We start from the raw sequence: 24,978 nt of genomic DNA, 5'->3' as shown, positions 1-24,978 counted from the left end.
ATTCCGACACCCCGGTGAGCCGGCTGTCGGGTGGGCAGAAGAAGCGGACGTCGGTGGCGCTGGAGCTGCTGACCCGGCCGTCGCTGCTGTTCCTGGACGAGCCGACGTCGGGGCTGGACCCGGCGAACGACCAGTCGGTGATGGAGACGCTGAAGGGCCTGGCCAAGGGCGGCGGGGTCGGTTCGGCGGACGAGAGCGGCCGCACGGTCATCGTCGTCACGCACAGCGTGCTGTTCCTGGACCTGTGCGACTACATCCTGGTCCTCGCCCCGGGTGGGCACGTGGCCTACTTCGGCCCGTCGGGTGGCGCGTTGAGCTTCTTCGGCAAGGAGGACTTCCGCGAGTTCGCGGCGGTCTTCCGGGAGCTGGAGAGCACCCCGGGCGCCGAGATGGCGGCCCGGTTCCGCGCCTCGGAGTACTTCGTACCCTCCGCCGTCGTCGCGCCGGTCGCACGCAAGGCACCGGCCGAACTCCCCGGCGTCCGCCAGCAACCGGTGACCGCGCAGCTCTCGACGCTCACGCGACGATATCTGCGAGTGGTACTCGCCGACGCCTCCTACCTGAGGATGATTATCGCGTTCCCGTTTCTGCTGGGCATCATCCCCCGGGTGATCCCGGCTCCGGACGGACTGAAAACCCTGCCGGACGCGCCTAATCCGGACGCGATCAAAGTGCTCGTCGTCCTGGTGCTGTGCGCGTGTTTCATGGGAATGGCGAACTCGGTCCGCGAGATCGTCAAGGAACGCGACATCTACCGGCGGGAACGAACGATCGGCCTGTCCCGGGCGGCCTACCTCGGCTCGAAGATCATCGTTCTCACCGGCATCACCACACTCCAGTGCGCGATCTGCACCCTGATCGGTCTCGCCGGCCGCACGCCGCCTGAGGCGTCCCTGCTGGCCTCGCCACTGATCGAATGCCTCGTCGCCGTCATCGTCGCGGCGCTGGCGTCCATGATGATCGGCCTGTTGGTCTCGACTCTCGCGGACAACGCCGACAAGATCATGCCCATCCTGGTGCTGGTGACCATGGCGCAGCTCGTGCTCTCCGGCGGCCTGGTGTCGCTGTCCGGCCGGCCGGTGATGGAGCAGGTCGCCTGGATCGCCCCCGCACGGTGGGGATTCGCGGCGTTGGCTTCCACCGATGACCTGAACAACGTCTCCAAGCTCGGCAACGAGATGCTGCGCACCGACCCGACGGACAGGCGCTGGGAGCACAGCGCGGATACCTGGCTGCTCGACATCGTGCTGGGCGTCGGTCTGGCCAGCGCGGCGCTCGCGGTGACGTCGGTCCTGCTGCGTCGCATCGACCCCAGGATGTCTCGTCCGACCAGACGTCCGGTGTCCGCGGCTCCTGTGGGGCCGCGGCCGGATCCTTCAGTCCGCGGGAATGCGGGCAGGTAGTCGTCACGTCAGCCCGCAGCGCCGGCCAAGGCCCGGCGTCAGCGAATCTCGTGTCACCCACGGTCGAGGCAATCGACTCTCGGACTCACCCGGCCGCAGGGCGTTTCCGCAGTATCAGAGCCAGCGCTGTCCCGGTCGCGGCGACACCGGCGGTGAGCAGAAGACCGTTGGAGTACCCGGCGTCGCGGTGGAATCGGATTCCATGGACCACCCGGCTGTCCCGGGCGAGGATGACGAACGCCAGCTGGCTCAGGACGGTCTGGGTGACCCCCTGCGCCATTGCCTGGGCGCCGTTGGCCACCACTTGTTCGTCCGGGCGCACCGCCTGGACGACCAGGATGGGAATTGCGGCCACGACGAGGCCCATACCCACCGCGGCCACGGCGCCGAAGAGCACCAGCTGCGGCACAGTGTGGTGGCGCATGGCGATCAGACCGTATCCACCGGCGACGAGCAGGCCGCCGGTGGCCAGGAGGAACCAGGCGTCGAATCTACGGGCGAACGCGCCAGCCGCGACCGCGCCAGTGAGGATCAGTACGCTGCCGGGTGCATTGACCAGCGCATTCCTGGTCGCGGAAAATCCCAGTCCGTCGGAGACGCCCGGGATCGTCGGCATGAGGGCGAGCAGGAACATCACCGTGCCGACGGCGTACGCCGCGCCTCCGACCAGGGACGTCGTCAGCAGCATGGTCCAGACCGGCCGTCGCCTCAGCAGGGGCAGTGGGATCATCGGGTGCGGGACCCGGCTTTCGGTGAAGACGAAGCCCACCACGGCGGCCAGACCGCCTCCGATGAAGAAAAGAGTGCGAGCACTGGTCCAGCCCCAGTCGGCGCCTTCGCCGATCCCGTAGACGACCGCGGTCAGGCCACCGCCGAGCAGGAACCCGCCCAGCCAGTCGATGCGGGTGCGTTCCTCGCGCACGGGACTCTCGGGTACGAGGGCCACGAGCGCCACGAGGCTGAGCGCGCTGGCCGCGGCCATGAACCACAGTGCGCCACGGAAGCCGGAACCGTCCACGAGCCACGCGGACAGGAACGGGCCCCCAGCGCGACCAGCCCGACGCCGCCACCCAGCAGGCCGCTGGCGGGACCGATGAGCCGGCGCGGGAGAACGTCATGAACCATCGAGTAGGCCAGTGCCCCGATCGGGCCATAGCACCCGGCGATGCCGCGTCCGATCAGCAGCATGGAGTAGTTCGTCGCAAGGGCGGCGATCAGGTCTCCCACCAGCCCGAGGACGGTGATGACCACCATGACCCGCTTCTTGCCGTACATCGCCGCGGCCTTGACCGCGAAGGGCGTGGCGAAGCTGCCGACCAGGCCCGTGATCAGTGTGAACCACGAGATCCTGACGGTGTGAAAGTGTACGGCGATCTCCGCCTGAACATTGCCGGAAAGCAGGCCTACCAGCCCCAGAAGCTGCGCAGCCCACATCAGCACTATCAGGATCAGCGCATTCCGCGCGGTGAATCCGGACCGTCCTGGTTCCGTCTGGGACGGCACCGCGGTTACTGTCATGAACGGCTCCCGTCCTTCAGAATGGCCGAACCCCGGTTACACGGGGCACGTCGACAACGCCGCACAACATCAAAAAAGACGACAGAAGTGCTGTTCGGAACGGGCGAGAGTTCCGGCTACAACGGAATGAGAACGCCACTGCCGGTCGGGCTGTCATGGAGCTCCAGCCGCTGCAGCGCGGCGCCCCGCGGGATATCGAAAACCAGCGTGCCGTGGATGGATGCACCCGGCCCGGCGGGATTCCAGATCGTCTCGCCGGGCAGGTAGAAACGCGACAGGTAGTCGGCGGTGTGCCGGGCGCTGGTGCTGTCGTACGCGTACTGGTAGGCGTTCTCCAGGGCGCCCGAGGATGCACCGGTGTTACGAACCGTCATGGTGACCAGGCAGAACTGACCGTCCGGATGGCGGGCCAGGAACCCGAGGCCGAGCTGCCCGACCCCGCATTCGACACCGTCCACGGCGAACAGCAACGCCCCGTCCCGGAAGCCGCTGGGACTCGTCGGGGTACTGGGGCCGAAGACCGGCGTGGCCGAGGATTCCACGGACCTGGCCGCGGAGGCCCCCGGCCCGGCCATGGGCGCGGCCGGTCGCGTCGGCGTCCCGTCATCACGGTTCGCCGCCGCCAACCCGGTCACGGTGAGACCCGCCAGTACCAGCGCCAGGCTGGCGGTCAGCAGAGCGCGGCCCCGGCTCCAGCCCCACCGCCGCGCAGGTGCGGACCCGTCCGGGGAGTGCGCGAGCTCCGCGGTGAGCCCGAGCAGTCGGACAGCCGGATCGGCGGACCGCTCCCCCGGCCGGCGCTCGACCAGGCGCAGCAGCAGGCCCCGGGCATCAGGCCGGCTGGCCGGCTCTTTCGCCAGAGCATCGCGGACGAGATCCTCCACCTGCGGGGAAAGGCCGGTCAGGTCCGGTTCGGCCGTGGCGATCCGGTGGGCGAGACCGACATCGTGGCCGTCCCCGAAGGGGTGCCGTCCGGTACCCGCGTACGTGACGAGGACGCCCCAGGCGAACACGTCGGCCGCCGCGCTGATCGGCTGGCCGTTGATCTGCTCGGGTGCCATCCACCCGGCCGAGCCGAACCCCCAGTCGGTCGGCCTACCGCCGGTGCTGTCCAGGGCCAGGGCGATACCGAAGTCGATGACCCGTGGACCGGACAGCGACAGGATCACGTTGCCGGGCTTGAGATCCCGATGCACAAGCCCGGCATGGTGGATCGCGGTCAACGCCGTTGCGACCCCGACCGCCAGCCCGGTAAGGGTGGACGAGTCGAGCGGACCCCTGTCGGCGACAGCCTGATCCAGCCGGAGGCCGTCGATGTACTCCGTCACCAGGTACGGCGCGAACGCGTCCGGGTCGGCGTCGAGAACCTCGGCGGTGCAGAACGAGGCGACGCTGCGAGCTGCCTCGACCTCCCGTCGGAAACGGCGGCGGAACTCCTGGTCCCTGGCCCGATCCGGCCTGATCACCTTGACCGCGACCGGCCGCCCCCGCTGGTCGCGCGCGTAGTAGACGGCGCCCATCCCACCCACGCCCAGCCGGCTCAACAGGACGTACGGGCCGATGGCGGTCGGCTCGTGCGGCAACAGGGGTTCACCGGGGACGAACGTCTCGGCCGCGGGAACCATGCGCCCCTCCGGGTGCGACACCATGCCAGAAGGCAGCGTCAGCCCTTGATCCATCCGGTAGGTGAGCCGGCGGGCGGGCAGTCACGTGGCGGTGCTGGCGCGAGGTCGAACTCCAGGTGCAGGGCGGTCAGCCCACGCAGGATGAAGGTGGGCATGTACTCGTAGCGGCGGTTGCCGGCCGGGCCGTGCACCCGCTCGTTGACGCGGATGTCGGTAGTGCGGTCCAACAGCCGTTCAAGACTCGCCCGTGCCTCGGCCCGTGCCAACGGCGCGCCGGGGCAGCTGTGGATCCCACGCCCGAAAGCCAGATGCTGGCGGGCGTTGGAACGGGCGACGTCGAACGTCTCCGGTTTCTCGAAGCGGCGTGGGTCGCGGTTGGCCGCCCCGTTGACCACCATCACCGTGGTGCCGGCGGGCAACTGCACCCCACCCACGGTGACCGGCACCCGGGAGAGCCGGAAGTCGCCCTTGACCGGGCTCTCCCAGCGCAGGGTCTCCTCGATGAAGGCCGGGATGCGCTCCCGCTCGGCACGAAGCTGCCGCTGGAGGTCGGGCTGCTCAGCCAGGATCTTCAACGCCGAACTGAGCAGGCGCACCGTGGTTTCCTGACCGGCGGAGAAGAGGTTCGCGGCCACCCGCACCACGTCGATAACCTCGGGTGTCGATCCGTCCGGGAATGTCGCGCCGGCCAGACCGGTCAGCACGTCGGCGCGGGGGCTGCGGCGACGGTCCTCGATGTAGCCGGTGAACTTCCCGTAGAGAAACTCCAGCGGACTGTGGGCCAGGGTCTCCGTTCCGGTGCCGCCGACGCCACCGGTCTGTGCCGGCTGACGCTGCAGTTTGTCGAGAAACTCGTCCTGGTCCTCCTCGGGGACGCCCAGAAGGTCCGCGATGACGAGCAGTGTGAACGGTCCGGCGAATCCGCTGATGAACTCTCCCTCACCAGGGGTGAGGAACGGGTCGAGCATGCGATCGGCAAGGTCCCACATCAGCGCCTCGTTCTCCTTGAGGCGCTTAGGGGTGATCAGCCGCATCAGCAGCGCGCGATGATCGGTGTGGGTGGGCGGGTCCATCGTCGGGAGCTGGTCGTTCATCGGCAGCTCATGGCGATGCCGCTCGATCAGCGCGGAGACGTCGGCACCGTCGAGCGGGACCGGGAAGCCGGGGAACGGGCCCGTCACCGAGATACAGGACGAGAACGCCGCGGAGTCGTGGAACACCTCCACCGCCTCGTCGTACCCGGTCACCATCACCACATCGTGGTGCCGTTCCCGCCGGACGGGGCATTTCTCCCGCAGGTTGTCGAGGTAGGGGTACGGATCCGCGACGAGGGTCTCGTCGCGGAAGAAATCCAACGCCTCGAGGTCGCGCACAGTATCCACCGTTCCCTTCACAAGCCGGAACCGGTCGTCTTCTTTGTCCGGTCGACGACCGGGCGCGATCTGACGCACCCCGGAACCACCTTGTCCGAAAAGGGATCCGCCCGTCATCGTCCATCCGCAGGCAGTACCGGCTACTCATGACGCGGTACCGGCCGCCCGCCGTACTCCGAACGGAGTACCTGACGTCTCAGCGGGGCCGGAGGCCGTCGAGCAGCAGGCGGACGGAGAACTCGATCCGCTCGTCCAGCTCGGCCCGCGTCGGCATGTGGCCGCTCACGATCGTGCGCACCGGGCCGCTGACCAGCATGCTCATGAAGACGGACGCGGCGAGCCTGGGGTTGGTCGGCGCGATCGTGCCGTCGGCGACCGCGCGCTCGAGCACACCGGCGACGAACTCGATCACCGGCCGGCCGCTCTGCTCGAAGCTGATGGTGAAGATCTCGGGGAAGCGGTAGCTCTCGGTGTTGATGATCCGCTGCAGGCGCAGGCCGTTGGGTGTCGCCACCTGGGTGATCCGCAGGCGGGCGATCGCCCCGAGTGTTTCGGCCAGATCGCCGTTGTCCATGCCCTCGAGCACGGCCTGGGGGACGATCTGGCGCTCGATGGCGCGCTGGACCGCCGCGCGGAACAGCGCGGCCTTGTCGGGGTAGCGGGCGTAGACCGTGCGCTTGGTCATGCTGACCCGGCCGGCGATCATCTCGATCGTCGCCAGCTCGAAGCCGCGTTCCAGGAACACCTCGAGCGCGGTGTCCAGCAGCTCCTCGTGGCGCGCCTCGGCCTGCTCGCGGGTGGGACGCCCCGCCCCGCGCCGGGTGGGTGCGACTCCGTTCTGCATGTCGCCTCGCTCGACTTCCCTCTTGCGCCGCCGCCGGATTCGATTAATGATACGCACCAGGTGCCGTTAGCTGGACCCGGCCACCAACACGAACAGTAAGGATGCCCTGTGAGCTCAGCCATCGAGACACTGACCCGGCTGGTCGATGCCGAGGATCGGTTCGACCACTCCCCCGCCGAGCTGCGCGAGACGCAGTTAGCCGCTCTGAACGAGCGGTTCCAGGAGCGCAGGGACCGCATCCGGCTGCTCGCGCACCGGGCCCGCGAGGCCGGCACCACCGAGATCCGCGACCGCGAGGACATGGTCCCGCTCCTCTTCCCGCACAGCGTCTACAAGAGCTACCCGGAGAGCTTCCTGATCGAGGAGAAGTGGGACCGGCTCGGCAAGTGGCTGGGCACCGTCTCGCCCTACCCGATCAGCCCGGTCGAGACCTCCGACATCGCCGGCATCGACGACTGGATCGGACGTCTGCAGGCCAGGGGTCACTTCGTCTCCTGCTCCAGCGGCACGACGGGCAAGTCGGCGATGCTGCTCGCGTCGGAGCGGGACATGGCCTGGTCGCGCGTCGACACGGTCAACGTGTTCTCCTGGGGCTCCGGGGTGAAGCCGGCACAGGACCGGCGGATGATCGGCGTGGGGGCGACCGCCGCCGTGCCGAAGAACGTCGTCATCGCCGAGGCGCAGCAGGCCGCGTTCAGCGATCCCGCCCGGGAGCGGTTCAGCCTGCCGCTTCCGCCGATCACGGTCGGGTCGCTGACCAGGATGGTCGTGCTCCGCAAGAAGATCGCCGACGGCACCGCGCTGCCCGGCGAGCTGGCCGACTTCGAGCGGACCTCCCGGGAGCGGCAGGAGGCCCTCGACAAGGCGATGATCATCGGCGCCGAGGCGCTCATCCGGTACCGCGACGAGAAGCTCTACATCGCCGGGATGTGGAACTCGCTGTACCAGGCGGCGAAGATCGTGCGCGACCTGGGCTACTCGGCGAAGGACTTCCACCCCGACAACTGCCTCTACGTCGGCGGCGGGCTCAAGCGCGCGCAGCTGCCGCCGGACTACCAGGAGTTCGTGCACGAGACGTTCAACATCCCGGCCAGCCGGGATTTCCAGAACTACTCGATGCAGGAGCTCAACTCCGGCATGCCCAAGTGCCAGCAGGGCGACCGCTACCACGTGCCGCCGTGGATCGTGCCGTTCATCCTCGACGAGGCGGGCGAGACGCTGCTCCCGCACGAGAGCGGCGAGGTCGAGGGCCGGGCCGCCTTCTTCGACCTCTCGCTCGACGGGCGCTGGGGCGGGATCATCACCGGCGACAGGATCTCGCTCGATCTGAGCCCGTGCGCGTGCGGCCAGAAGGGGCCCTCGGTGCGGAACACCATCGCCCGCTACGCCGATCTCAAGGGCGGCGACGACAAGATCGGCTGCGCCGGCACCGTCGACGCGTATGTGCGAGGACTTTCATGAGCGTCACCGACATCCGGCCCCAGTCCGCCGACGCGGTGGTCTCCGCGCCGTTCTTCCTGCGCGGCGAGCTCTCCGAGGGCCGGGACGTCACGCACCGCTCGCGTGATCTGGGCGTCACCTTCGCCACGCCGCGGATCGCCATGGACAAGGCGGTCCACCCGCGCACCGAGGTGCCGCCGCTGCTGAACGTCCCACTCAGGGAGATCATCGATTTCCTCGTCGAGACGGGCGAGCGGATCCGCGATCCCCGCAACACCTTCATGCAGGACTGCATCGACCGGATGGCCGGCACCCACGTGCTGCCCCGCGCGGTGCTGGAAGGGCAGGTCAAGGGCGCCGCCGCCTATCTCGACAAGCGCCTGCTCGAGACCGTGGTGGAGCAGAACTTCCCCGACCCCAGGGCCCTGGACGAATGGGTGCCCAAGCAGGACTTCACCGGCCGCAGGAGCTACATCCGCGCCTTCGCGCCCCGGCTGATCCACGTGCTGCCGGGCAACTCGCCGGGCGTCGCGGTGAAGTCCATCGCCCAGGGCGCGCTGGTGAAGGCCGTCAACCTGTTCAAGATGTCCTCCAGCGACCCCTTCACCACGGTGGCGGTCCTGCGCACGATGGCGGACATCGACCCCGACCACCCCGTCGTGCGGTCGATGTCGGCGGTCTACTGGCGCGGCGGCGACGACGCCGTGGAACAGGTGCTCTACCGCCCGCAGTACTTCGACAAGATCGTGGCCTGGGGCGGCGGCGACGCCATCAACAACGTGATCAAATACCTCGGGCCGGGCTTCCAGCTCGTCTCGTTCGACCCCAAGACGTCGATCTCGATGGTCGGCCGGGAGGCCTTCGCCTCCGCGGAGGCGCTCGACGACGCCGCCGAGCTCGCCGCCGGCGACGTCATGATCCTCAACCAGGAGGCCTGCGTCGCCAGCCGTTTCGTCTTCGTCGAGGCGGACCAGGCCGACGCGGACCGCTTCAGCGAGCGGCTGCACGCGCGCATCGTCGAGAAGGCCGCCGCCTCGGGCGACGCCCGCCCGCTCGACGCCGACCTGCGTGAGCAGATCGACGTGCTGACGATGCTCGACGACGAGTTCGGCGTCTGGGGGAAGACCGACGGCCACGGGCTGGTGATCCGCTCGGACGAGCCCGTCGACTTCCACCCGATCAACAAGACCGCGAACGTGGTCCGGGTCGACTCGCTCGACGAGGCGATGAGGTACGTCAACGTGGCGACCCAGACGGTCGGCTTCTATCCCTTCGACCGGATGGCCGACTATCGCGACCGGCTGGCCAGCGGCGGCGCGCAGCGCATCGTCCGCCTCGGCGAGGCGGGGCCGAGCACCATCGGCAACCCGCACGACGCCATGTACCCGCTGCACCGCTTCGTCCACTGGATGGCCCACGAGGACGGCGTCGGATCACAGTAGGAACACAGTAGGAACACGTTCCCGCTCCCGGTGACCGGCTGTGCCGGCCGGCACAGCCGCGGCGGCCACCGGTCGACGATCCGCCGCGGCTGTGCCGGACCAGGGCGTGATCATCCTGCGCCGGCGAGGTCGATGGAGCGTAGTGCCAGTTCCGGTGCCGTCTTCTCTGCCCGTTCGGGAGGCTCGCCGCAGACGAGGACGGGAACGTCGCGGATGACGTCGATCGTCGCGGTCGCCGTGGCGGGTCCGGTCGGTCCGCCCCAGGCCAGCTCCACGGTGGCCGATCGTCCCCCGGCGGCGATCTCGGTGTGCGCGGAGGTGAGCTGGTGGTCCAGCCAGGCCCAGCCGAACCGCTCGAACAGCTCCCGTTCGGCCACCTGGCCCCAGGTGTCCAGCGCGGTGTCACCGCGGTAGTGGCCCCGCAGCGGCGGTGGCCCGGACCGGCGCACGACCGCGTCGAGGGTCTCGGCGTCGAGGAACCCCCAGGCCCGCCCGTCCGGCAGTGTGAACCCGGTCGGCGCGAAGCGGTGTCCGCCGGTGTGGCTGCACCGGCGGACACGCACACCCGGCCAGGCCGTGGCCACGTCCAGCGCCAGGCGGGTCCCCAGCCGCGCGCAGCAGCGGTCCCGCGCGCCGTGCCCGCACAGCAGCACCTCGGCGGGTGCGATCCGGCTCGCCGGGTCCGCCCGCGGCGCCTCGAGCAGCCGAATCACCTCGTCGGCGACGCCTTCGGCGGGTACGAGATGGTCCGTACCCACGAAACGGCCCGAGTCCGCCCGGCGCCAGATCGTCACCCCCACACCACGCCCCGCACGCGGTCCCGGCTGATCGCCGGCGATCGCGGAGCCCGCCGGGACGGCGGCCTTCACGATCGGGTCGGCGAGGTCGCCCGCGAGGGGTCTGACCGCCAGCACTCTGGTTCGGCGAAGGTCACGCCGCGCCAGGCCGGCGAAGACCGGGATCTCGCCGACGTCCCGGGGCCAGGGCGGTGGCACCTCGATGAGCACGAACGTGTCGCAGGTCAGCGCGGACCCGACCGGGTCGACGCCCTGCGCGTGCGTCCAGGGCGCGCACCGGTAGGACAGTGCCGGGGACGTGGTGTGGAGGCTCACGAAGGCCACCTTCCGCTGTGACTGCGGACTGCTTCGGGCGACTGGCGGACGGGTGTCAGGCAGAGATCACGCCCGCCAGCTCGAGGATCTTCGCCGGGGGAAGGTACTGGTCGACCACCCGGGCCCCGAAGGGCAGCAGTGCGTCCGCCACGGCGTTGGTCAGCGTCGCCGGGGCCGCCAGCGCCCCGCCCTCGCCGACACCGTGGAAGTCGAAGTCGCCGAGGCCCGCGGAATCGATGTGTTCGATCTCGATGTGCGGGATCTCGGCGGCGGTCGGGAGCAGATAGTCCATGAACGTGGCGGCGAGGAAGTTGCCGTCCGCGTCGTAGGCGGCGTTCTCGTACAGCACCTCACCGATGCCCTGCGCGATACCGCCACAGATCTGGCCCTCGACGATCGCCGGATTGACCACCCGGCCGCAGTCCTCGACGACGACGTAGCGAAGTATCCGGACCTGCCCCGTGGCGAGGTCCGCCTCGACGGTGCAGACGTGCGCGCCGCCCGACCAGCCGCTACTGGTGACGGCGGACCCGTCGAATCGTTCCTGCGCCGTCAGGGACACGTCGGTGCCCGGCGGGAGGAGCATGGGCGCCATCATCGCCAGCTTCGCCACGTCGGCCAGCGGGATCGCCTTGTCCGGCGCTCCCTTCGGGGTCACCATCCCGTCGACGATGTCGAGGTCGCCGGGATCGATCCGCAGCCGGTGGGCGGCGATGTCCAGCACCTTCTCCCTCAGCCGCCTGGTCGTCACGATCACGGCGCCCGTCGCCCACGTGCCGGCCCGGCTGCCGCCGGTGCCGATGAGGTTGAACGGGGTCTGCCGGGTGTCCCCGTGGACCACCCGCACGTGGTCCAGCGGGAGACCCATCTGGTCGGCCGCGACCTGGGCGAGCGTCGTCTCGTGGCCCTGGCCGTGCGGGGCCTGACCGGTGGTGACGAGGAGATGGCCGTCGGCCTGGAGCGCCGCCTTCGCCTGTTCGCCGCCGAAGGGCGCGCCCTTGCCGCGCAGCTCCGGCGGCCCGGGCGCCGCTTCCATGAAGATGGCGAACCCGATGCCGAGGTAACGGCCCGCGGCGCGGGCGGCTGCCTGCTCCTTGCGGAACCCGTCGTAGTCGACGAGGTCCAGGGCCTGCTCAAGGGAGTGGCGTGAGGTGATGCCCTCGAGGCCGCGACCCGTGATGATCTGGTCGCCGGGCTCGCCGGCCACCAGGTTCCGGCGCCGGAGGTCGGCGGGGTCGAGCCCCAGCTCGTGGGCCGCGATGTCGAGCAGCCGTTCCCGCGTCCACACCTCCATCTCCCACGGGCCGCGGTAGGCGACGTAGGTGGCCTTGTTGCTGGCGATGACGGTGCTTTCGTATTCGTAGGCTTTGATGTGGTAAGGACCCGGCAACGACGTACAGATCATCTCGGGGTAGATCGCGCAGCTGAACGGCACCGCCGGGTAGGCGCCGCCGTCCAGGACGAGCTTCACCCTCAGCCCGAGCAGCGTGCCGTCGGCCTTCAGCGCGAGTTCCGCGTCGATCTTCTCCTCGCGGGCGTGGCCGGACGCGAGCAGGTGCTCGTTGCGGTCCTCCACCCACTTGACCGGACGGCCGAGCCGCTTGCTGGCCAGCGCCATGCAGAAGTCCTCGCGCCCCACCACGCCCTTGAGGCCGAAGCCACCACCCACGTCACCCGCGAGCACCCGCAGCCGTTCCAGGGGATGGTCGAGAGCCTGGGCCAGTGCCTGACGCAGGCCGTGCGGGGTCTGGGTCGATGCGATGAAGGTCAGCTCCCCGGAGGCCGGGTCGTAGTCGGCGATCCCGCCTCTCGTCTCCAGGGGGACGTTGGCGACCCGGTGCTGGCGCAGGGTCGCGCGCACCACCTGGTCGGCCTCGGCGAAGGCGGCGTCGATGTCACCCAGGGTGACGGGTGGGCTCGTCACCACGATGTTGTCGCCGAGTTCGTCGAAGACGGCCGGTGACGCGGGGTCGAGGGCGGTCTCGTACCCGGTCACCGCCGGGAGTGGCTCGTAGTCGATGTCGACCAGCTCGCACGCGTCCTCGGCCAGGTACCGGCTGGCGGCCACGACCATCACGAGCGGATCGCCGACGAACCTCGCCTTATCCGTGGGCAGGGCACGGAACGTCGGCCAGTTCGGTACGCTGCGCAGTCCCGTGAGAGGATTGCACCCGGCTTCCAGGTCGGCGCCGGTGAACACCGCCGCGACGCCGGGCACCGCTCGCGCCGCCGCGGTGTCGATGCTGTTGATCCGAGCGTGGGCCATGGGGCTGCGCACGAAGGCGGCATGGAGCATGCGCGGCAACGTCACGTCGTCGACGAACTTTCCGCGGCCCGTCAACAACCGCGGGTCCTCGACTCTCGCCACCCGCTCGCCGACGAATCTCATCGGTACGACACCGGCTTGGGTACCGCCGCGAATCCGTGGCCGCGGCCCGGAACGGGTGAGCTCCGATCTTCACGTGCACCCATGCATAAGAACCGTGACAAGGCTCGTGACCTCTCTCCGCGCGATTAGCTATGGGGACTTGCTGGCGGCTTCGAACCGCACGTCGACGACACGCCGCCAGCCTTGGGAGGCATAGGTCGCGTCGATGATGGCCGCCGCCGCCGTCGCCGCCCGAACGGGATCACGGTCAGCCATCGCATCGACCATTTCGCGAACAAGCTTCGCCCGGAGGTTCCGCGTCTCCTCCGGAATCTGCTCGATGAGCTCTATTGAGGTGGCCCATTCAATCTTGAAGCGCACGACACGCATCAGTGCGATCAGCGTGCTGTTCCCGGACGCCACTGCCAGATGCTCGTAGAGCTGCCCCTTCACGGTGCGGGTGTCCTCGGGCCGCCGCTCCCGGAACGCCCGGTCACCCTCGTCGAGGAGCTGGCGGAACGTCTCGAGGTGTTCGGGGGTGCACCGCATCGCCGCCTGCGCCGCGGCCAGCGGTTCCAGGACCGCCCGCACATCGAGCAGGTCATGGGCGGCCTCGGCGTCCAGGGTGGCGACGAAGGTGCCGCCGTAGCGTTCGGACCGGACGAATCCCTCGGACGCCAGCGCCCGCAGCGCCTCCCGCATCGGGATCCGTGACACGCCGAACTCGGCGGCGAGCCACTCCTCCTTAAGACGCTGGCCGGGCGCGAACTGGCCGCGGATGATCCGTCCACGGATGGTATCGACGAGTGCCTGCACGTTGCCGCGAGCGGGCGAACTCTGGGTCGGCGTCGGCTGTGTCACCGTCCTTATTCTGCCCTACCGAAATGTTGATCAAGAAGTTCGAACCGCAGCCCGTTGTGCGGACGGTAGGCGAACCTTTGGGGCCTTCCCGTCCGCACCGACGCCATGGATCTCGATCGGGCACGGCCCGGCCAGCCGGCCACTGTCCGCCGCTGGGTCGATCATGCGAGGTTGAACACTCGCACAGCGTTCCCCGCGAGGATGGCGTGCTTGCGGTCGTCGTCGAGGCCCGGGGTCAGCTCGGCGATGTACTGCTGGGTCTTCGGGAACAGCGTCCCGCTGTGCGGGTAGTCGATGGAGAACATGGCCGCCGACGCCACGAGCGGGTCGTGCTTGGCGTCCTCGAAGCCAACGAAGTCGTCGAGCACGCTGACGAAGAGATTCTTGCCGATGAACTCGTGGGGCGGGGTGTGCAGCGGCGGCTCGGCCCAGTGCTTCTGGCGCTCGAACTCCTGGTCCATCATCAGGGCCCAGAACCGCAGCCACCCGAAGTTGACCTCGGCGTCGACGAACTTCAGGCCGGGGTGCCGTTCGAACACGCCGGTGAAGGTCAGCTGGGAGAACGGCGCGACGCCGGTGAAGAACCGCTGGACGATACCGGCGAGGTTGACGCCCGCGGCGGCATCCGGCCTCGGGGTGGCCTGCCCCGCCGGTTCCTTCCCGCCCATGGTGCGGTGGATGCACAGCGTCAGCGGCGCCTGCTCGGCTGCCGTCCAGAGCGGCTCGTAGTAGCTGTCGTAGTACGGGCGCTCGCTCCAGTAGGGGAGGAAGGCGCCCTTGGCGCCCTTGGCAGTCACCCGCTCGAGCTCGGCGAGCAGGACGTCGATGCCGTCGTCGACCGGCAGCAGCGGCAGGCCGATGAGCCGCCGCGGGTTGACGGCGCAGAACTCGTCGAGCAGCCAGTCGTTGTAGGCCCGCAAGATGGCCAGGGCGAAGGGCCGGTCGTCGAGCGTGTAGGCGGCGAGGGAGGCCATCGGGTAGATGGTGGCGGCGTCCACGCCGTCGGCGTCCATGTCCTTCAGGTGGGCGGTGCCGTCGTAGTTGCCCGGGAGGATCTCCTCGATGGTGAGGCCGCTGGCCTTGTAGTCCTCGAACGGGCGGCCGGCCACGGCGTTCAGCCCGAACGTCCTGCTCGGCGGCTTGCCGTCGAAGCTCCAGCCGTCGCCACCGTCCGCGCCGCGCAGGATGCGCGGCGCCCGCTCCCGGTACTCCCTGGGCAGGTAGGTGGTGAACGTGTGCGGCGCCTCGATGATGTGGTTGTCCGCCGAGATGACCTTGTAATCCATGTGCGTTCCCTTCTCAGATGATGGCGCCCTGATCCTTGAAAGCGGTGATGTCGTCCCACGAGTAGCCACACGCCAGGAGGATCTCCTCGGTGTGCTGGCCGTGCTCGGGCGCCCGCCGCACCGCGGTGAGCGGCTGCCCGTCGAACTGCGCCGGCGATGCCACGGCCGACAGCGGTGGCCCGGGATCCTCCCCCGGGACGAGGTAACCGTTGGCGAGCACCTGCGGATCACGCACGACCTCGGCGGGTGTCTGCAGCACGTCCCAGACCCCGGTGAACGTGGCCAGCGCTTGGCGCCACTCGTCCACGGTGCGGGACGCGAACACCTCGTCAAGCAGGCCGATCAGTTCGGCGTTGTGCGTCATCCGGGCGTTGAAGTCCACGAAACGCGGGTCGTCGGCCAGCTCCGGCCGGCCGATATGGTCGCAGAAGCCGCGCCAGTGCGGGTCCGGCTGGATGACGACCATCGACAGCCAGCGGCCGTCCTTCGTCTGATAACTGTTCGACAGCGGATTGCGGACCGTCCGCCGGTCGGTCCTCTGCATCAGCGGGCCCTGCGGCCCGGCGTTGGCCTCCGTCATCAGGACGGTGGCGTTCATCCACATGCCGCCGGCGAGCAGCGAGATGTCGACCTCCGAGGGGACGCCCGTGCTCGCCCGCTTGAACAGGGCCGCGGCGACAGCACCAGCCCCGCCGAGCCCCCCGACGCAGTCGCCGATGCCGCCCGGCGGATGGGTCGGTTGACGCGCATCCGGCGGGGTGAGGAACTGGGCGACCCCGACACGCGCCCACGCCACCGCGGCGTCGAAGCCGGGGGTCTCGGCGTCCAGGCCACGAGGCCCGTAGCCGCTGGCCCGCACGTAGATGATCGAGGGATTCGCCGCCCGGATGTCGGCGATCTCGACGCCGAGCCGACCCCGCGGATCGGGCAGCAGATTGGTGATGAACACGTCGGCATCCGCGACCAGGCGTAACAGCACCTCGTGGCCCGCCGGCGTCGACAGGTCGACAGCCGCGCTGCGCTTGCCCCGGTTGGCCAGCTCGATCGTCGGGTTCACCGGACCGGTGTGGAAGAACCCCCGATAGGGATCACCGCCGTTCCGCGTCGGCTCGATCTTGATGACGTCGGCGCCCCAGTCGGCGAGGATCGCCCCACACGACGGCGCGAACAGCCACGCCGCCACCTCGACCACCCTCACCCCCGCCAGCAGGTCGTACCTGAGCTGATCCGGCACGGGCTCGCCCTCCTCATCGGTGTCGCCCCACCCGGTCTTCATCATGAGACTTGTATACAACATTGACCGAGAGTTGTATACACCGGAGACAACGCCCGCTCGTTTCCGCACGCCACCCGGCCAGCGGCGCGTGAGTCCGCACGTACCACGTCAGCGAGGAGCCGAGATGGCGACTGCGCCGGCTCTGGACGTCCAACCGGTAACGCCGACGGTGGGAGCGGCCATCAGCGGTGTCGATCTCCGCGAGCCGCAACGAGGCATGGACCATCCGCATCGTGGAGCTGCCGCCCGCCGAAAGCGCCCACCTGCTCGTGGCCGATCCTGATGGTCGGACCCGGCCCAGGCTCTCTTGTGGTGTCTACGACGATGCAAGCCGGCGTCTCGGACAACGCGACGGCGAGCTGATCCTCGCCAGGCCGGTGCAGCAGCCCGACACGTTGCGGAAGAGATCGGCGCGCTCGGCGGAGGTCCCCGTCTCCTGTGATCCCCTCACGTTTCCCGAGCTGCACGGGTGCACCGGGTACGGAGGGCGCGCCCCACGCGACTCGGCGGGCCTTGGGGCCGCTTGTTCCGTGGCGCCGTCGGGGTCGCCCGCGGCTGCGCCACCGGTGCCGTCACGCGACGGCACCGCCGTTGACACCGAACAGCTGCCCCGTGATGTAGCCAGCCTCCTCGGAGCACAGGTACAGACAGGCAGCGGCGATGTCGTCGCCTGTGCCCAGCCGGCCGACGGGGATGTGGCTGGCACCTCCGTCACCCGTCGGGTCCCCGCGCTCCGCGCGGGCCCGGCGGAGCATCGGGGTGTCGATGATGTGGGGCGCGATGGTGTTCACCGTGATCCCCTGCCGCGCGTATTCGAAGGACACCGCTCTCGTCAGCGCGACCACGCCGCCCTTCGACGCGACGTAGTGCGCGTGGTTGGAGCTCATGATCTGGGCGGCCGACGACGTGATCGTGACGATGCGGCCCCAGCCGGCCGCGGCCATGTCGGGGATCGCCGCCTGCAGACAGTGGAACGTACCGGTGAGGTTCACGGCGAGGACGCGGTCCCACGAGTCAGGGGGAATCTCGGCGAAGGGATGAAACGGCGAGATCGCCGCGGAGGTCACCATGACCTCGACTGGCCCGAGCTCGCCGCGCACCTGGGCCAGCGCGTCTTCGACCGCTGCTCGATCGGACACGTCCACGGCGCACGCCATGGCCTGCGCTCCACGTCCCCGCAGGTTCCTGGCGGCCTGCCGCGCCGCGTCCCCGTTCAGGTCGAGCACCGCCACGCGATCCCCGCGCCGGGCGAGGTGCTCGCAGATGGACAGCCCCATCCCGGATGCGCCACCTGTCACGACTGCCACTCGGCCCATGTACACCACCATTTCCTCGCTCTTGGGAGAATTCAGCGCGTCAGCGCCGCAGCGGTGCGCGCCAGCTCCAGGAGATGGACACCGCCGGCGCCGGCGGTGATGGCGGGCGTCTTCGCGGCAGGCTCGACGAGCAGCACGTCGCCCTCGGCGAACTCCGTGTCGCCGACGTTCATCGAGCCCCCGAGAACAAGCGCTCCACGCCAGTCGTCGACGGACCCGGGCGGGAGCGCCGCGCCCGCCGCCAGCTTCCGGTCGAACACGATCCCCCGCTCGGGGTCACCCGGATCGCCGAGGTCCCACCAGGCGTTGCCGTCGAGGTGCCCCTTCTGCAGACCAGGCGTTGTGTCGACCGGAACGACCTGCCGGCGCCCGTTCTCCATCCGGGCCGGCGGCCGCGGGACGAAGTCGACGGTCTCGAGACCCTTCAGATAGGCGAGGGTGGGATGGTCGCGGTACTCCTCGCCGTAGCCGCCGGGCGAGAGAATGTCGCGGGCGAAGATCTCGAGCAGCTCGCAGCCCTTCGGACCGTTCAGCATGAGCCCGTACTCGACACCCGGCGCGGCGATGAGCACGTCGCCCCGCTCCATCCACCAGTCCCCGATCAGGACGCTGCCGTCCAGCACGACCACCGCGGTCCAGCAGTCGTGCCAGTGCGGCGGCCAGACCTGGTTCGCCGCCATCCGGATGTCGGGCAGCATCATGCGCCACTCGTCCTCGGGCCGCCCTAAGAACCACATCTGGGTCCACGCGCAGCCGCCGAGCTGATCCGAGTCCCGCACGATGCCACCCGGGCCGTCCTTGCCCCCCGGCTCCAGCCGCGAACGCGTCACACCCGGCGCCACCTCGTCGGACGGCGCACCGTTGAAGACGGTCACCGGCATGTGGAACTCCTCTCGTCGATGCGGTCCGAACTCTCGCCCTACGGTTGCGGGACGTGCCGGTCACCGGCGACCGGCCACCGGGACGCCGTCAGGTGCGCCGCCTCCAGAGGAGCAGGAGGACCACCAGCAGAACTGTTCCGGCGACTGAAGGGCCTACGCGCTTGAGAACCCCGCCACCGGCCGTCCCGAGCAGGTCGATCGGCTCGGCTGCCCGGTGGGAGGCGCCAGGTCGGTGGGAGTGGGCCGCGGGCACCCGCGGTGGGGCCGCGGGTGGGGGCGGGGCGCCGTCCGCGGGCGCCGGCACGGATGCCACCCCGTTGGCCGCGGGCGCACCGCCCGCGGTCTCGCCCGGGTCAGGCGTGGCGGCGGGTGCGGGCGGCGCGGCCGGCTCGCCGTGCGGCCTGGCGCCTTCGGCCGTGCCGGCACCGGTGATCTCACTGGCCAGGTTCGCCGCGAACTGGCCGATGAGGATGGCCGTGACGTCGGCGAGAGCGGCCCGGCCGAACTGGGCGGGTTTGCCGGTGATGGCGAGATCCGTCTCGACGAGGACGTCGGTCGCGCCTCCGGTGCCCACGAGTCGGCAGGTGACGACCGCCTTGGCGGTTCCGCCGCCGCGGGTCTCCCGGCCGCTGGCCTCGATGACCGCGACCTTGGCCGCCTCGTCCAGGGAGAGGAACGTGGCGGTGCCGCCGTAGGTGAGACCGATCGGCCCGAGCTTGACCTTGACCTTGCCGCTGAAGCTGTCGCCGTCGCGTGAGGTGAGGGTCGCTCCGGGCACGCAGGGCGCGACCCGCTCGATGTCGAGCAGGACCCGCCACGTCTCGTCGACGGGCACGGGGACGCTGAAGGTGTTCTCCAGTTTCATCCGATCTCCTTCAAACTGGCGGTGCCGTGGACCGACGCGGTCCCGGCGGAGACGGCGGTCAGCGTGCCGCCATCCCGGCTGCGATCGGCACTGCGGAGGGCCACCTGGCTGACCGCCACCCGCGCACCCACTGAGCGATCTCGCGCATACCTACCCCGAGGTTTCGGCGCGTTCCTCGCGGCGCAGCCGCGCCGCGAGCCGGACGGCCTGCACGATTCCCTGGTAGCCGGTGCAGCGGCAGAGGTTTCCGCTCAGGCCGTCCCGGATCTGCTCGTCGGTCGGATCCGGCACCTCCGCCAGGAAGGCCGTGACCGATATGACGAACCCGGGGGTGCAGAAACCGCACTGCAGCCCATGCGTCTCCTGAAAGGCGCGCTGCACCAGGCTGAGCGACTCCGGATCGCCCGCCAGCCCCTCGACGCTGGTCACCTCGCTCCCGTCCGCCTGCACCCCGAACATCAGGCAGGACCGGACAGCCAGGCCGTCGAGCAGCACAGTGCACGACCCGCAGACCCCGTGCTCGCACCCCAGGTGGGTGCCGGTCAGTCCGAGGTCCTCCCGCAGCAGGTCGGCGAGGGTCTTGCGCGGCTCGACCCGGGCGCGACAGCGTTCGCCGTTCACGATCAGGTTCACGTCCATCTCGGTCACGCGGTGCCTCCAGCCTGGCTCTGGCCTGGGTTGCGGTCCTGTCCCTGGGCCTCCGCGAGGGCACGGCCGAGCGCTTGCGTGATCATCTGGGCGCCGAGGTGGCGGCGGTAGGCGGCGGAGCCGTGGGCGTCCGAGGGCGGGTCGAGGGCCGCGACCGCGTCACGCCCGGTCGAGACAAGGTCCGCCCCGTGCGCGTCCGCACCGGTCAGAGCCTGCTCGGCCGGCCGGGCGCGCACCGGGACACCGCCCATCCCGATCAGCCCGACCGCCGCCCGCACGATGCGCCCGCCATCGACCTGCACCCCGCACGCGGCGCCGGCCAGCGCGAAGTCGCCGTGCCGGCGCGCGAACTCCGCCACGGCGAAGCCGCAGCCGCGTCCCCACACCGGAAGGTGCACGGCGGTCACCAGCTCGTCGGGCTCCAGCGCCGTCATGAAGATCGACACGAAGAAGTCCGCGGCCCGGATGCGTCGGCTCCCCCGGCTGCTGCGCACCTCGATCTCGGCGTCGAGCGCGACGGTGACCGCGGGCAGCTCGGCGGCCGAGTCGGCATGGGCGAGCGAGCCGCCCACGGTGCCGCGGTTGCGGATCTGGAAATGGCCGATGTGGGGCGCGGCACGGGCCAGCAACGGCACCGAGTCCCGGATGAGCACGTCGGTCTCCAGATCGCGGTGCCGCGTCAGCGCTCCCACCCGCAGCGTGCCGTTCGACCGGGTGGCGCCGGCAAGCGCCTCGATGCGGTTGACGTCGACGATGTGCTCGGGCCGCCCGAGCCGCATCGCCATCACCGGAACAAGGCTCTGGCCGCCGGCGAGGACCTTCGCCTCGTCTCCGAGCTCGGCCAGCAGGGCCACCGCCGCGTCAACGGACTCCGGCGCGTGGTAATCGAATGCGGCGGCTTTCAACGGCGGTTCTCCGTCTCGTCCAACCCGGCGGACGCCGGCTCGGCGTCCCCCGGGGGATCCGGGCAGGCAGCACGAGGGTCTCGCCGTCGCACCGCTCGTCGATCATCGCCGTCGAGGATGCTCATCAGTCACCTTCGACGAGGCCGTGTTGGAGGAAGACGTGCCGGGCGACGGTCATGGCGTTGTGCCACCCCGACCCGCCGTCGTAGACGCCGGCCTGGGCGATCGCCTCGCCGAGCGCCTCGGGCGCGATCCCCAGATTCAGCGCATTGTTGACATGGATGTGCAGCTGGTCGTTCTGGTACTGCACCTGCAGGACGCTCACCGTGATGAAGCTCCTGGTGCGCAGATCGAGCCCGGGCCGGCCCCACACCTCGCCGTAACCGTAGTCGGCGGTGATCCCGGCCAGTTCCTGCTCGAAGGACAGCCGGCCCGGTCTGGCGGCCGGGAAGGGGTTGCCGGGCAGCGGCTGGAGCAGGGGGGCGTCGGGACCGAGGCCGATCCGCCCGACACCCAGGGCGGCGACCACCCGGTTCCTGGCCGCGCGCCGCTCCTCGTGGTCCATCGCGGGCTTCGACTCCACCGGGGCGCCCGAGCCCGCCGGCACCAGCCCCCGGGCGACGAACACCTCACCCGCGACACCGACTGCGTTCTCCCACGCCGGCAGACCGCTGTACACACCGGCGTGCAACAGCGTCTCGTGGATCTCCTCCGGCGTGATCCCGATGTTCAGCGCACCGTTGATGTACCGGTAGAGCTGGTCGTCCCGGCCCAGGGCCGCCAGAACGGCCACGGTGATGAAACTCCGCGTCCGGAGGTCGAGTCCCGGCCGGCCCCAGATCTCGTACTCGTACAACTGGGCGCCGTGGATCTCGGCCTCCACGGGTAAGTAGGACGCCGGCCGCGCGGGCGCACCGCTCTGGCGGGACCGCAGCACCGGCGCGTCCGGCGCGGTTCCGACCCGGTCGATGCCGAGCTCCCGGCGAACCCGTTCACAGGCCATCTCGCGCTGCGCCTGGGTCATCATCCCGACGTACCTCCCTGGGTGAACGGAGTTTCGAATGGTTGGGCCCGCGTGCCCCCGGACTCCCCTGCCTGGAGCACGGCGATCTCGGCGGTCGGCCGCACGTCCGCGGTGCGCCACAGCCCGATCCAGCTCCGCGGAAAGACAGCGGCGTCGACGAGCGCGGCGTGCGCCTCCGGTTCGGGGTCGTCGCACGCGTCCGAGCAGACGACGACCTGGTAGCCGACGTCGAACGCCCATCTGGAGGTGGACAGGACGGTCCCCGATGTCGCCACACCCGCGATGACGATCTGCCTGACCCCCGCTCGCTGCAGCAGGTCGTGCAGGCCGGTGGTGGCGAAGGCGCCGATGGTCGTCTTACTCAGGACGGGCTCGTCGTCGATCGGCGCCAGCAACGGGTGAATGTCGTCCACCATCGACTCCGGCACCACGTGAAAGACCGGCATGCCGGCCCGGCGAGCCAATGTCATCGCATGGGCGGCCCGCTCCGCGACCGCCGGGTCGTGGCTGAAGCGCCCGACGATGTATTCGGTGAAGTCCAGGGCGACGAACGCGGTCGGCAGCGTCGTGGGTGTGCTGGTGATGGTCATCACCTCCCTCTCGCACTAGTTGTATACAACCATTGGATCAGGTTGTATACAAGTTTGCGGAAATGCGCAAGGGGTGGACTGTCGACTCGCCGGCGGCTCCGGCTCCGCCTAGTGGGGGGGCTGCGCCGGCAGCGGGCGTGTCCATCCGGTGCCAGGGCTCTCAAGCGCCGCGTACGAGGGGTCGTTCCGGTCGCGGGAACCGAGACCGGAACGTGACGGCCGCGGCAGGCCACTCGCCGGGACGACCCGTGTCAGGTCGACGATCACAAGCCGGTGTGCGATCTTCCATTCACCCGCACGGCGTTCGAAGCGGTCGACGTACCGCCCGATCGCGAGGAGGACGCGGTCCTCATCCTCGGTCTCGATGCTCCGCCACACCGTGAAGTACGTCTCGCAACCGGCCGTCCGATCGTCGTGCAGCGTGATCAGCTGGTTCGTGACCTGGTTCATCGAGACCTTCGCCGAGCGCACGAGGTCGGCGACGCCTCGGCCCACGGTTCTGCCCGAGTAGCGCTGGTCGCCGTGATCGTCGATCGCGTCAGGGTGGTAGGCGGAGCTGATGAGGTCCGGATCGCAACGGTCCACGCCGCGGCAGTACCGCATGGTCGCCTCGCGGATCGCCTGCTTGTCGAGCAGCTGCTGGATCGCCGCCTGCTCGGCACCCGCGACGTCTCTCATGGCGCAGCACCGTCCTCAGCGTGGTCAGGATGTCTTCTCGGCGCGCCGGTGGCGGCGATCCAGGGGCCCATGGAAGCGGCTCTCGCCGACTCAGCGGTCGTTGGTGAAGAGGAAGGCCTGGGCGAGGGGGCCGCCGCCGCCGGTGACGAGGCCGACCTCGGCGTCGGTGACCTGCCTGACACCGGCCTGGCGGCGTAGTTGGAGGAAGGTCTCGTAGGCCAGGCCGAAGCCGAGGTAACGGCCCTCCGAGAGCTGCCCGCCGGAGGTGTTGAGCGGCAGGTCACCGGTACGGGCGATGCGTTTGCCGCCCTCGACGAACGCCCCCGACTCGCCGCGGCCGCAGAAGCCGAGTGCCTCGAGCCAGAGCAGGACGAAGATGCTGAACCCGTCGTAGAGACCGGCGACGTCGACGTCGCCGGGCCGCAGCGAGGTACGTGACCACAGCTGCTCGGCGGCCTTCGTCGCGGCCATGACGTCGAAGTCCGGCCAGAACTCCCAGCTGGAGGTCATCGGCCGGCCGCCGCCGAGCGCCTCGAAGAACACGGGCCGGTCGACGTCGCGCCGGTGGTCGGCGGGCGAGACGACGAAGGCGATCGAACCGTCCGCCGGGATGTCGCAGTCGAACAGGCACAGCGGCTCGCTGATCATCCGGGCCGCGAGGTAGTCGTCGATCGTCATCGGGTCGCGGTAGACCGCGTCCGGGTTGTCCGCCGCGTTGCGCCGGTCGTTCACCGCGACCCAGCCGAGCTGCTCCCGGGTGGTGCCGTAACGGTCGACATGGTGCTGGGCCCACAGCGCGGCGAACTGCACCGGCGAACCCACCCCGTAGGTCGTCTTCCACGGCGCGGCCCCGGCGCCGGCCATCACGGCCGGGCGGCGCCCGGCACCCTGGCTGGTCGCCTCGGCGACGGTCCGGTAGACCAGCACGTGCCGGGCGAGGCCCGTGGCCACCGCGTGGGCGGCGATACCGAGGATGCCGATCACGTTGGCGCCGTCGCCGCAGCCGAGGATCCACGACAGGTCCAGCCGCAGCAGGGTGTGCAGGTCGCCGACCCGGGGGCCACCGAAGCCGTGCGGGGCCGGGTGGTCGGGCCAGGAGGTGAGCCCGTCGATGTCGCGCGGGGTGAGACCCGCGTCCGCGATCGCCGCGAGGCAGGCGTCCAGGGTCAGCTCGAGCGCGGGCCGGTTCAACCGCCGCCCGCACGCGGACCGCCCGATACCGGACACGATCGCCCGCCGCTCGATGTTCCCGGGATCGGCGCTCACGCGATCCACGCTTCCACGGCCTGCCCCTGCCCAGCCTGCCCCTGCCCGGCCGGCCGGAACATCGGTACGAACACGTCCCCTCGCTGTTCGAAGGTCACCTCGNCCTCCATGCCGGTGCTGACCGCTTCGACGTCGCAGTCGACCACGTTGGTCAACAGGTGCAGATCGGGCTGCTCGGCGAGCACCACCCGGGCCACGACGTAGGGCGGCTCGTAGCCGGGGATCCACGGGCGGCGGACGACCGTGTAGGTCACCAC

23 protein-coding genes and 1 pseudogene are annotated in these 24,978 nt (G+C 70.1%); 3 read left to right on the top strand and 21 right to left on the bottom strand.

Annotation, left to right across the window (positions count from 1 at the left end):
* The coding region (locus B056_RS38480) for an ABC transporter permease (RefSeq protein WP_018505482.1) at positions 1 to 1,403 on the top strand (1,403 nt) is incomplete at its 5' end.
* Positions 1,404 to 1,488: 85 nt separating this feature from the next.
* Here the strand turns inward: B056_RS38480 and B056_RS38475 are convergent.
* The 5 genes and pseudogenes from B056_RS38475 to B056_RS0129670 form a co-directional block, all read right to left on the bottom strand.
* Positions 1,489 to 2,421, bottom strand: a complete 933-nt coding sequence (locus tag B056_RS38475) for an MFS transporter (protein ID WP_018505481.1) — start codon at positions 2,419 to 2,421, stop codon at positions 1,489 to 1,491.
* A gap of 194 nt (positions 2,422 to 2,615) precedes the next feature.
* Positions 2,616 to 2,837 (bottom strand): annotated as a pseudogene (locus tag B056_RS44955) (MFS transporter); the annotation flags it as partial.
* 200 nt (positions 2,838 to 3,037) lie between these two features.
* On the bottom strand, positions 3,038 to 4,546 hold the full coding sequence (locus B056_RS0129680; RefSeq protein ID WP_230203259.1) for a serine/threonine-protein kinase: 1,509 nt from the start codon (positions 4,544 to 4,546) through the stop codon (positions 3,038 to 3,040).
* A 38-nt stretch (positions 4,547 to 4,584) separates the two neighbouring features.
* Positions 4,585 to 5,919 carry a cytochrome P450 gene (locus B056_RS38470; protein WP_018505478.1) on the bottom strand — a complete coding sequence of 445 codons (1,335 nt, stop codon included), beginning with the start codon at positions 5,917 to 5,919 and terminating at the stop codon, positions 4,585 to 4,587.
* A 196-nt stretch (positions 5,920 to 6,115) separates the two neighbouring features.
* On the bottom strand, positions 6,116 to 6,763 hold the full coding sequence (locus tag B056_RS0129670) for a TetR/AcrR family transcriptional regulator (protein ID WP_018505477.1): 648 nt from the start codon (positions 6,761 to 6,763) through the stop codon (positions 6,116 to 6,118).
* A 108-nt stretch (positions 6,764 to 6,871) separates the two neighbouring features.
* On the opposite strand from B056_RS0129670, the gene B056_RS0129665 reads away from it, so the two are divergent.
* Together B056_RS0129665 and B056_RS0129660 are read left to right on the top strand one after the other, a co-directional pair.
* Entirely contained in the window at positions 6,872 to 8,224 is a 1,353-nt protein-coding gene (locus tag B056_RS0129665) for a long-chain-fatty-acid--protein ligase (RefSeq protein ID WP_018505476.1), read from the top strand.
* Complete coding sequence (locus B056_RS0129660) at positions 8,221 to 9,645, top strand: acyl-CoA reductase (RefSeq protein WP_018505475.1); 1,425 nt, start codon at positions 8,221 to 8,223, stop codon at positions 9,643 to 9,645. The genes B056_RS0129665 and B056_RS0129660 overlap by 4 nt, the downstream gene beginning before the upstream one ends.
* 110 nt (positions 9,646 to 9,755) lie before the next feature.
* Here the strand turns inward: B056_RS0129660 and B056_RS0129655 are convergent, their stop codons facing one another.
* The 16 genes from B056_RS0129655 to B056_RS38465 all read right to left on the bottom strand — a co-directional run bounded on the left by B056_RS0129655 (position 9,756) and on the right by B056_RS38465 (position 24,918).
* The gene (locus tag B056_RS0129655; RefSeq protein WP_020572781.1) at positions 9,756 to 10,757 is read right to left on the bottom strand and encodes a sucrase ferredoxin; all 1,002 of its coding nucleotides are present in this window, start codon (positions 10,755 to 10,757) and stop codon (positions 9,756 to 9,758) included.
* Positions 10,758 to 10,812: 55 nt separating this feature from the next.
* Positions 10,813 to 13,146 (bottom strand): xanthine dehydrogenase family protein molybdopterin-binding subunit, encoded by a 2,334-nt coding sequence (locus tag B056_RS0129650; protein ID WP_018505473.1) that lies wholly within the window; start codon positions 13,144 to 13,146, stop codon positions 10,813 to 10,815.
* Positions 13,147 to 13,275: 129 nt separating this feature from the next.
* Positions 13,276 to 13,986: a GntR family transcriptional regulator gene (locus B056_RS0129645; protein ID WP_018505472.1), complete on the bottom strand. Its 711-nt coding sequence runs from the start codon at positions 13,984 to 13,986 to the stop codon at positions 13,276 to 13,278.
* A 161-nt stretch (positions 13,987 to 14,147) separates the two neighbouring features.
* Positions 14,148 to 15,272, bottom strand: coding sequence for an amidohydrolase family protein (locus B056_RS0129640; protein ID WP_018505471.1), 1,125 nt, complete (start codon positions 15,270 to 15,272; stop codon positions 14,148 to 14,150).
* Positions 15,273 to 15,285: 13 nt separating this feature from the next.
* Positions 15,286 to 16,551, bottom strand: a complete 1,266-nt coding sequence (locus B056_RS0129635) for a CaiB/BaiF CoA transferase family protein (protein WP_018505470.1) — start codon at positions 16,549 to 16,551, stop codon at positions 15,286 to 15,288.
* Between the two features lie 569 nt (positions 16,552 to 17,120).
* Positions 17,121 to 17,864: an SDR family NAD(P)-dependent oxidoreductase gene (locus tag B056_RS0129630; protein WP_051105779.1), complete on the bottom strand. Its 744-nt coding sequence runs from the start codon at positions 17,862 to 17,864 to the stop codon at positions 17,121 to 17,123.
* A gap of 32 nt (positions 17,865 to 17,896) precedes the next feature.
* On the bottom strand, positions 17,897 to 18,745 hold the full coding sequence (locus tag B056_RS0129625; protein WP_018505468.1) for a cupin domain-containing protein: 849 nt from the start codon (positions 18,743 to 18,745) through the stop codon (positions 17,897 to 17,899).
* Positions 18,746 to 18,833: 88 nt separating this feature from the next.
* On the bottom strand, positions 18,834 to 19,610 hold the full coding sequence (locus B056_RS45560; RefSeq protein WP_018505467.1) for an SRPBCC family protein: 777 nt from the start codon (positions 19,608 to 19,610) through the stop codon (positions 18,834 to 18,836).
* On the bottom strand, positions 19,607 to 19,729 hold the full coding sequence (locus B056_RS45555) for a hypothetical protein (protein WP_018505466.1): 123 nt from the start codon (positions 19,727 to 19,729) through the stop codon (positions 19,607 to 19,609). The genes B056_RS45560 and B056_RS45555 overlap by 4 nt, the downstream gene beginning before the upstream one ends.
* A 31-nt stretch (positions 19,730 to 19,760) precedes the next feature.
* Entirely contained in the window at positions 19,761 to 20,249 is a 489-nt protein-coding gene (locus B056_RS0129610) for a (2Fe-2S)-binding protein (protein WP_195905968.1), read from the bottom strand.
* A gap of 5 nt (positions 20,250 to 20,254) precedes the next feature.
* On the bottom strand, positions 20,255 to 21,163 hold the full coding sequence (locus tag B056_RS0129605; RefSeq protein ID WP_020572779.1) for an FAD binding domain-containing protein: 909 nt from the start codon (positions 21,161 to 21,163) through the stop codon (positions 20,255 to 20,257).
* Positions 21,164 to 21,287: 124 nt separating this feature from the next.
* Positions 21,288 to 22,190 (bottom strand): carboxymuconolactone decarboxylase family protein, encoded by a 903-nt coding sequence (locus B056_RS0129600; protein WP_026240283.1) that lies wholly within the window; start codon positions 22,188 to 22,190, stop codon positions 21,288 to 21,290.
* Positions 22,187 to 22,777, bottom strand: coding sequence for a cysteine hydrolase (locus B056_RS0129595; RefSeq protein WP_020572778.1), 591 nt, complete (start codon positions 22,775 to 22,777; stop codon positions 22,187 to 22,189). The genes B056_RS0129600 and B056_RS0129595 overlap by 4 nt, the downstream gene beginning before the upstream one ends.
* A gap of 108 nt (positions 22,778 to 22,885) precedes the next feature.
* The gene (locus tag B056_RS0129590; protein WP_018505461.1) at positions 22,886 to 23,455 is read right to left on the bottom strand and encodes a nuclear transport factor 2 family protein; all 570 of its coding nucleotides are present in this window, start codon (positions 23,453 to 23,455) and stop codon (positions 22,886 to 22,888) included.
* Between the two features lie 90 nt (positions 23,456 to 23,545).
* Complete coding sequence (locus B056_RS0129585; protein ID WP_018505460.1) at positions 23,546 to 24,721, bottom strand: thiolase family protein; 1,176 nt, start codon at positions 24,719 to 24,721, stop codon at positions 23,546 to 23,548.
* Positions 24,718 to 24,918: a hypothetical protein gene (locus B056_RS38465; RefSeq protein WP_456095370.1), complete on the bottom strand. Its 201-nt coding sequence runs from the start codon at positions 24,916 to 24,918 to the stop codon at positions 24,718 to 24,720. The genes B056_RS0129585 and B056_RS38465 overlap by 4 nt, the downstream gene beginning before the upstream one ends.
* Positions 24,919 to 24,978: the final 60 nt, after the last annotated feature.

It is taken from the genome of Parafrankia discariae (genome assembly GCF_000373365.1).
Taxonomy (GTDB): domain Bacteria; phylum Actinomycetota; class Actinomycetes; order Frankiales; family Frankiaceae; genus Parafrankia; species Parafrankia discariae.
Note: the sequence above shows the minus strand (reverse complement) of the source record. Positions and strands in the feature narration are given on the sequence as shown.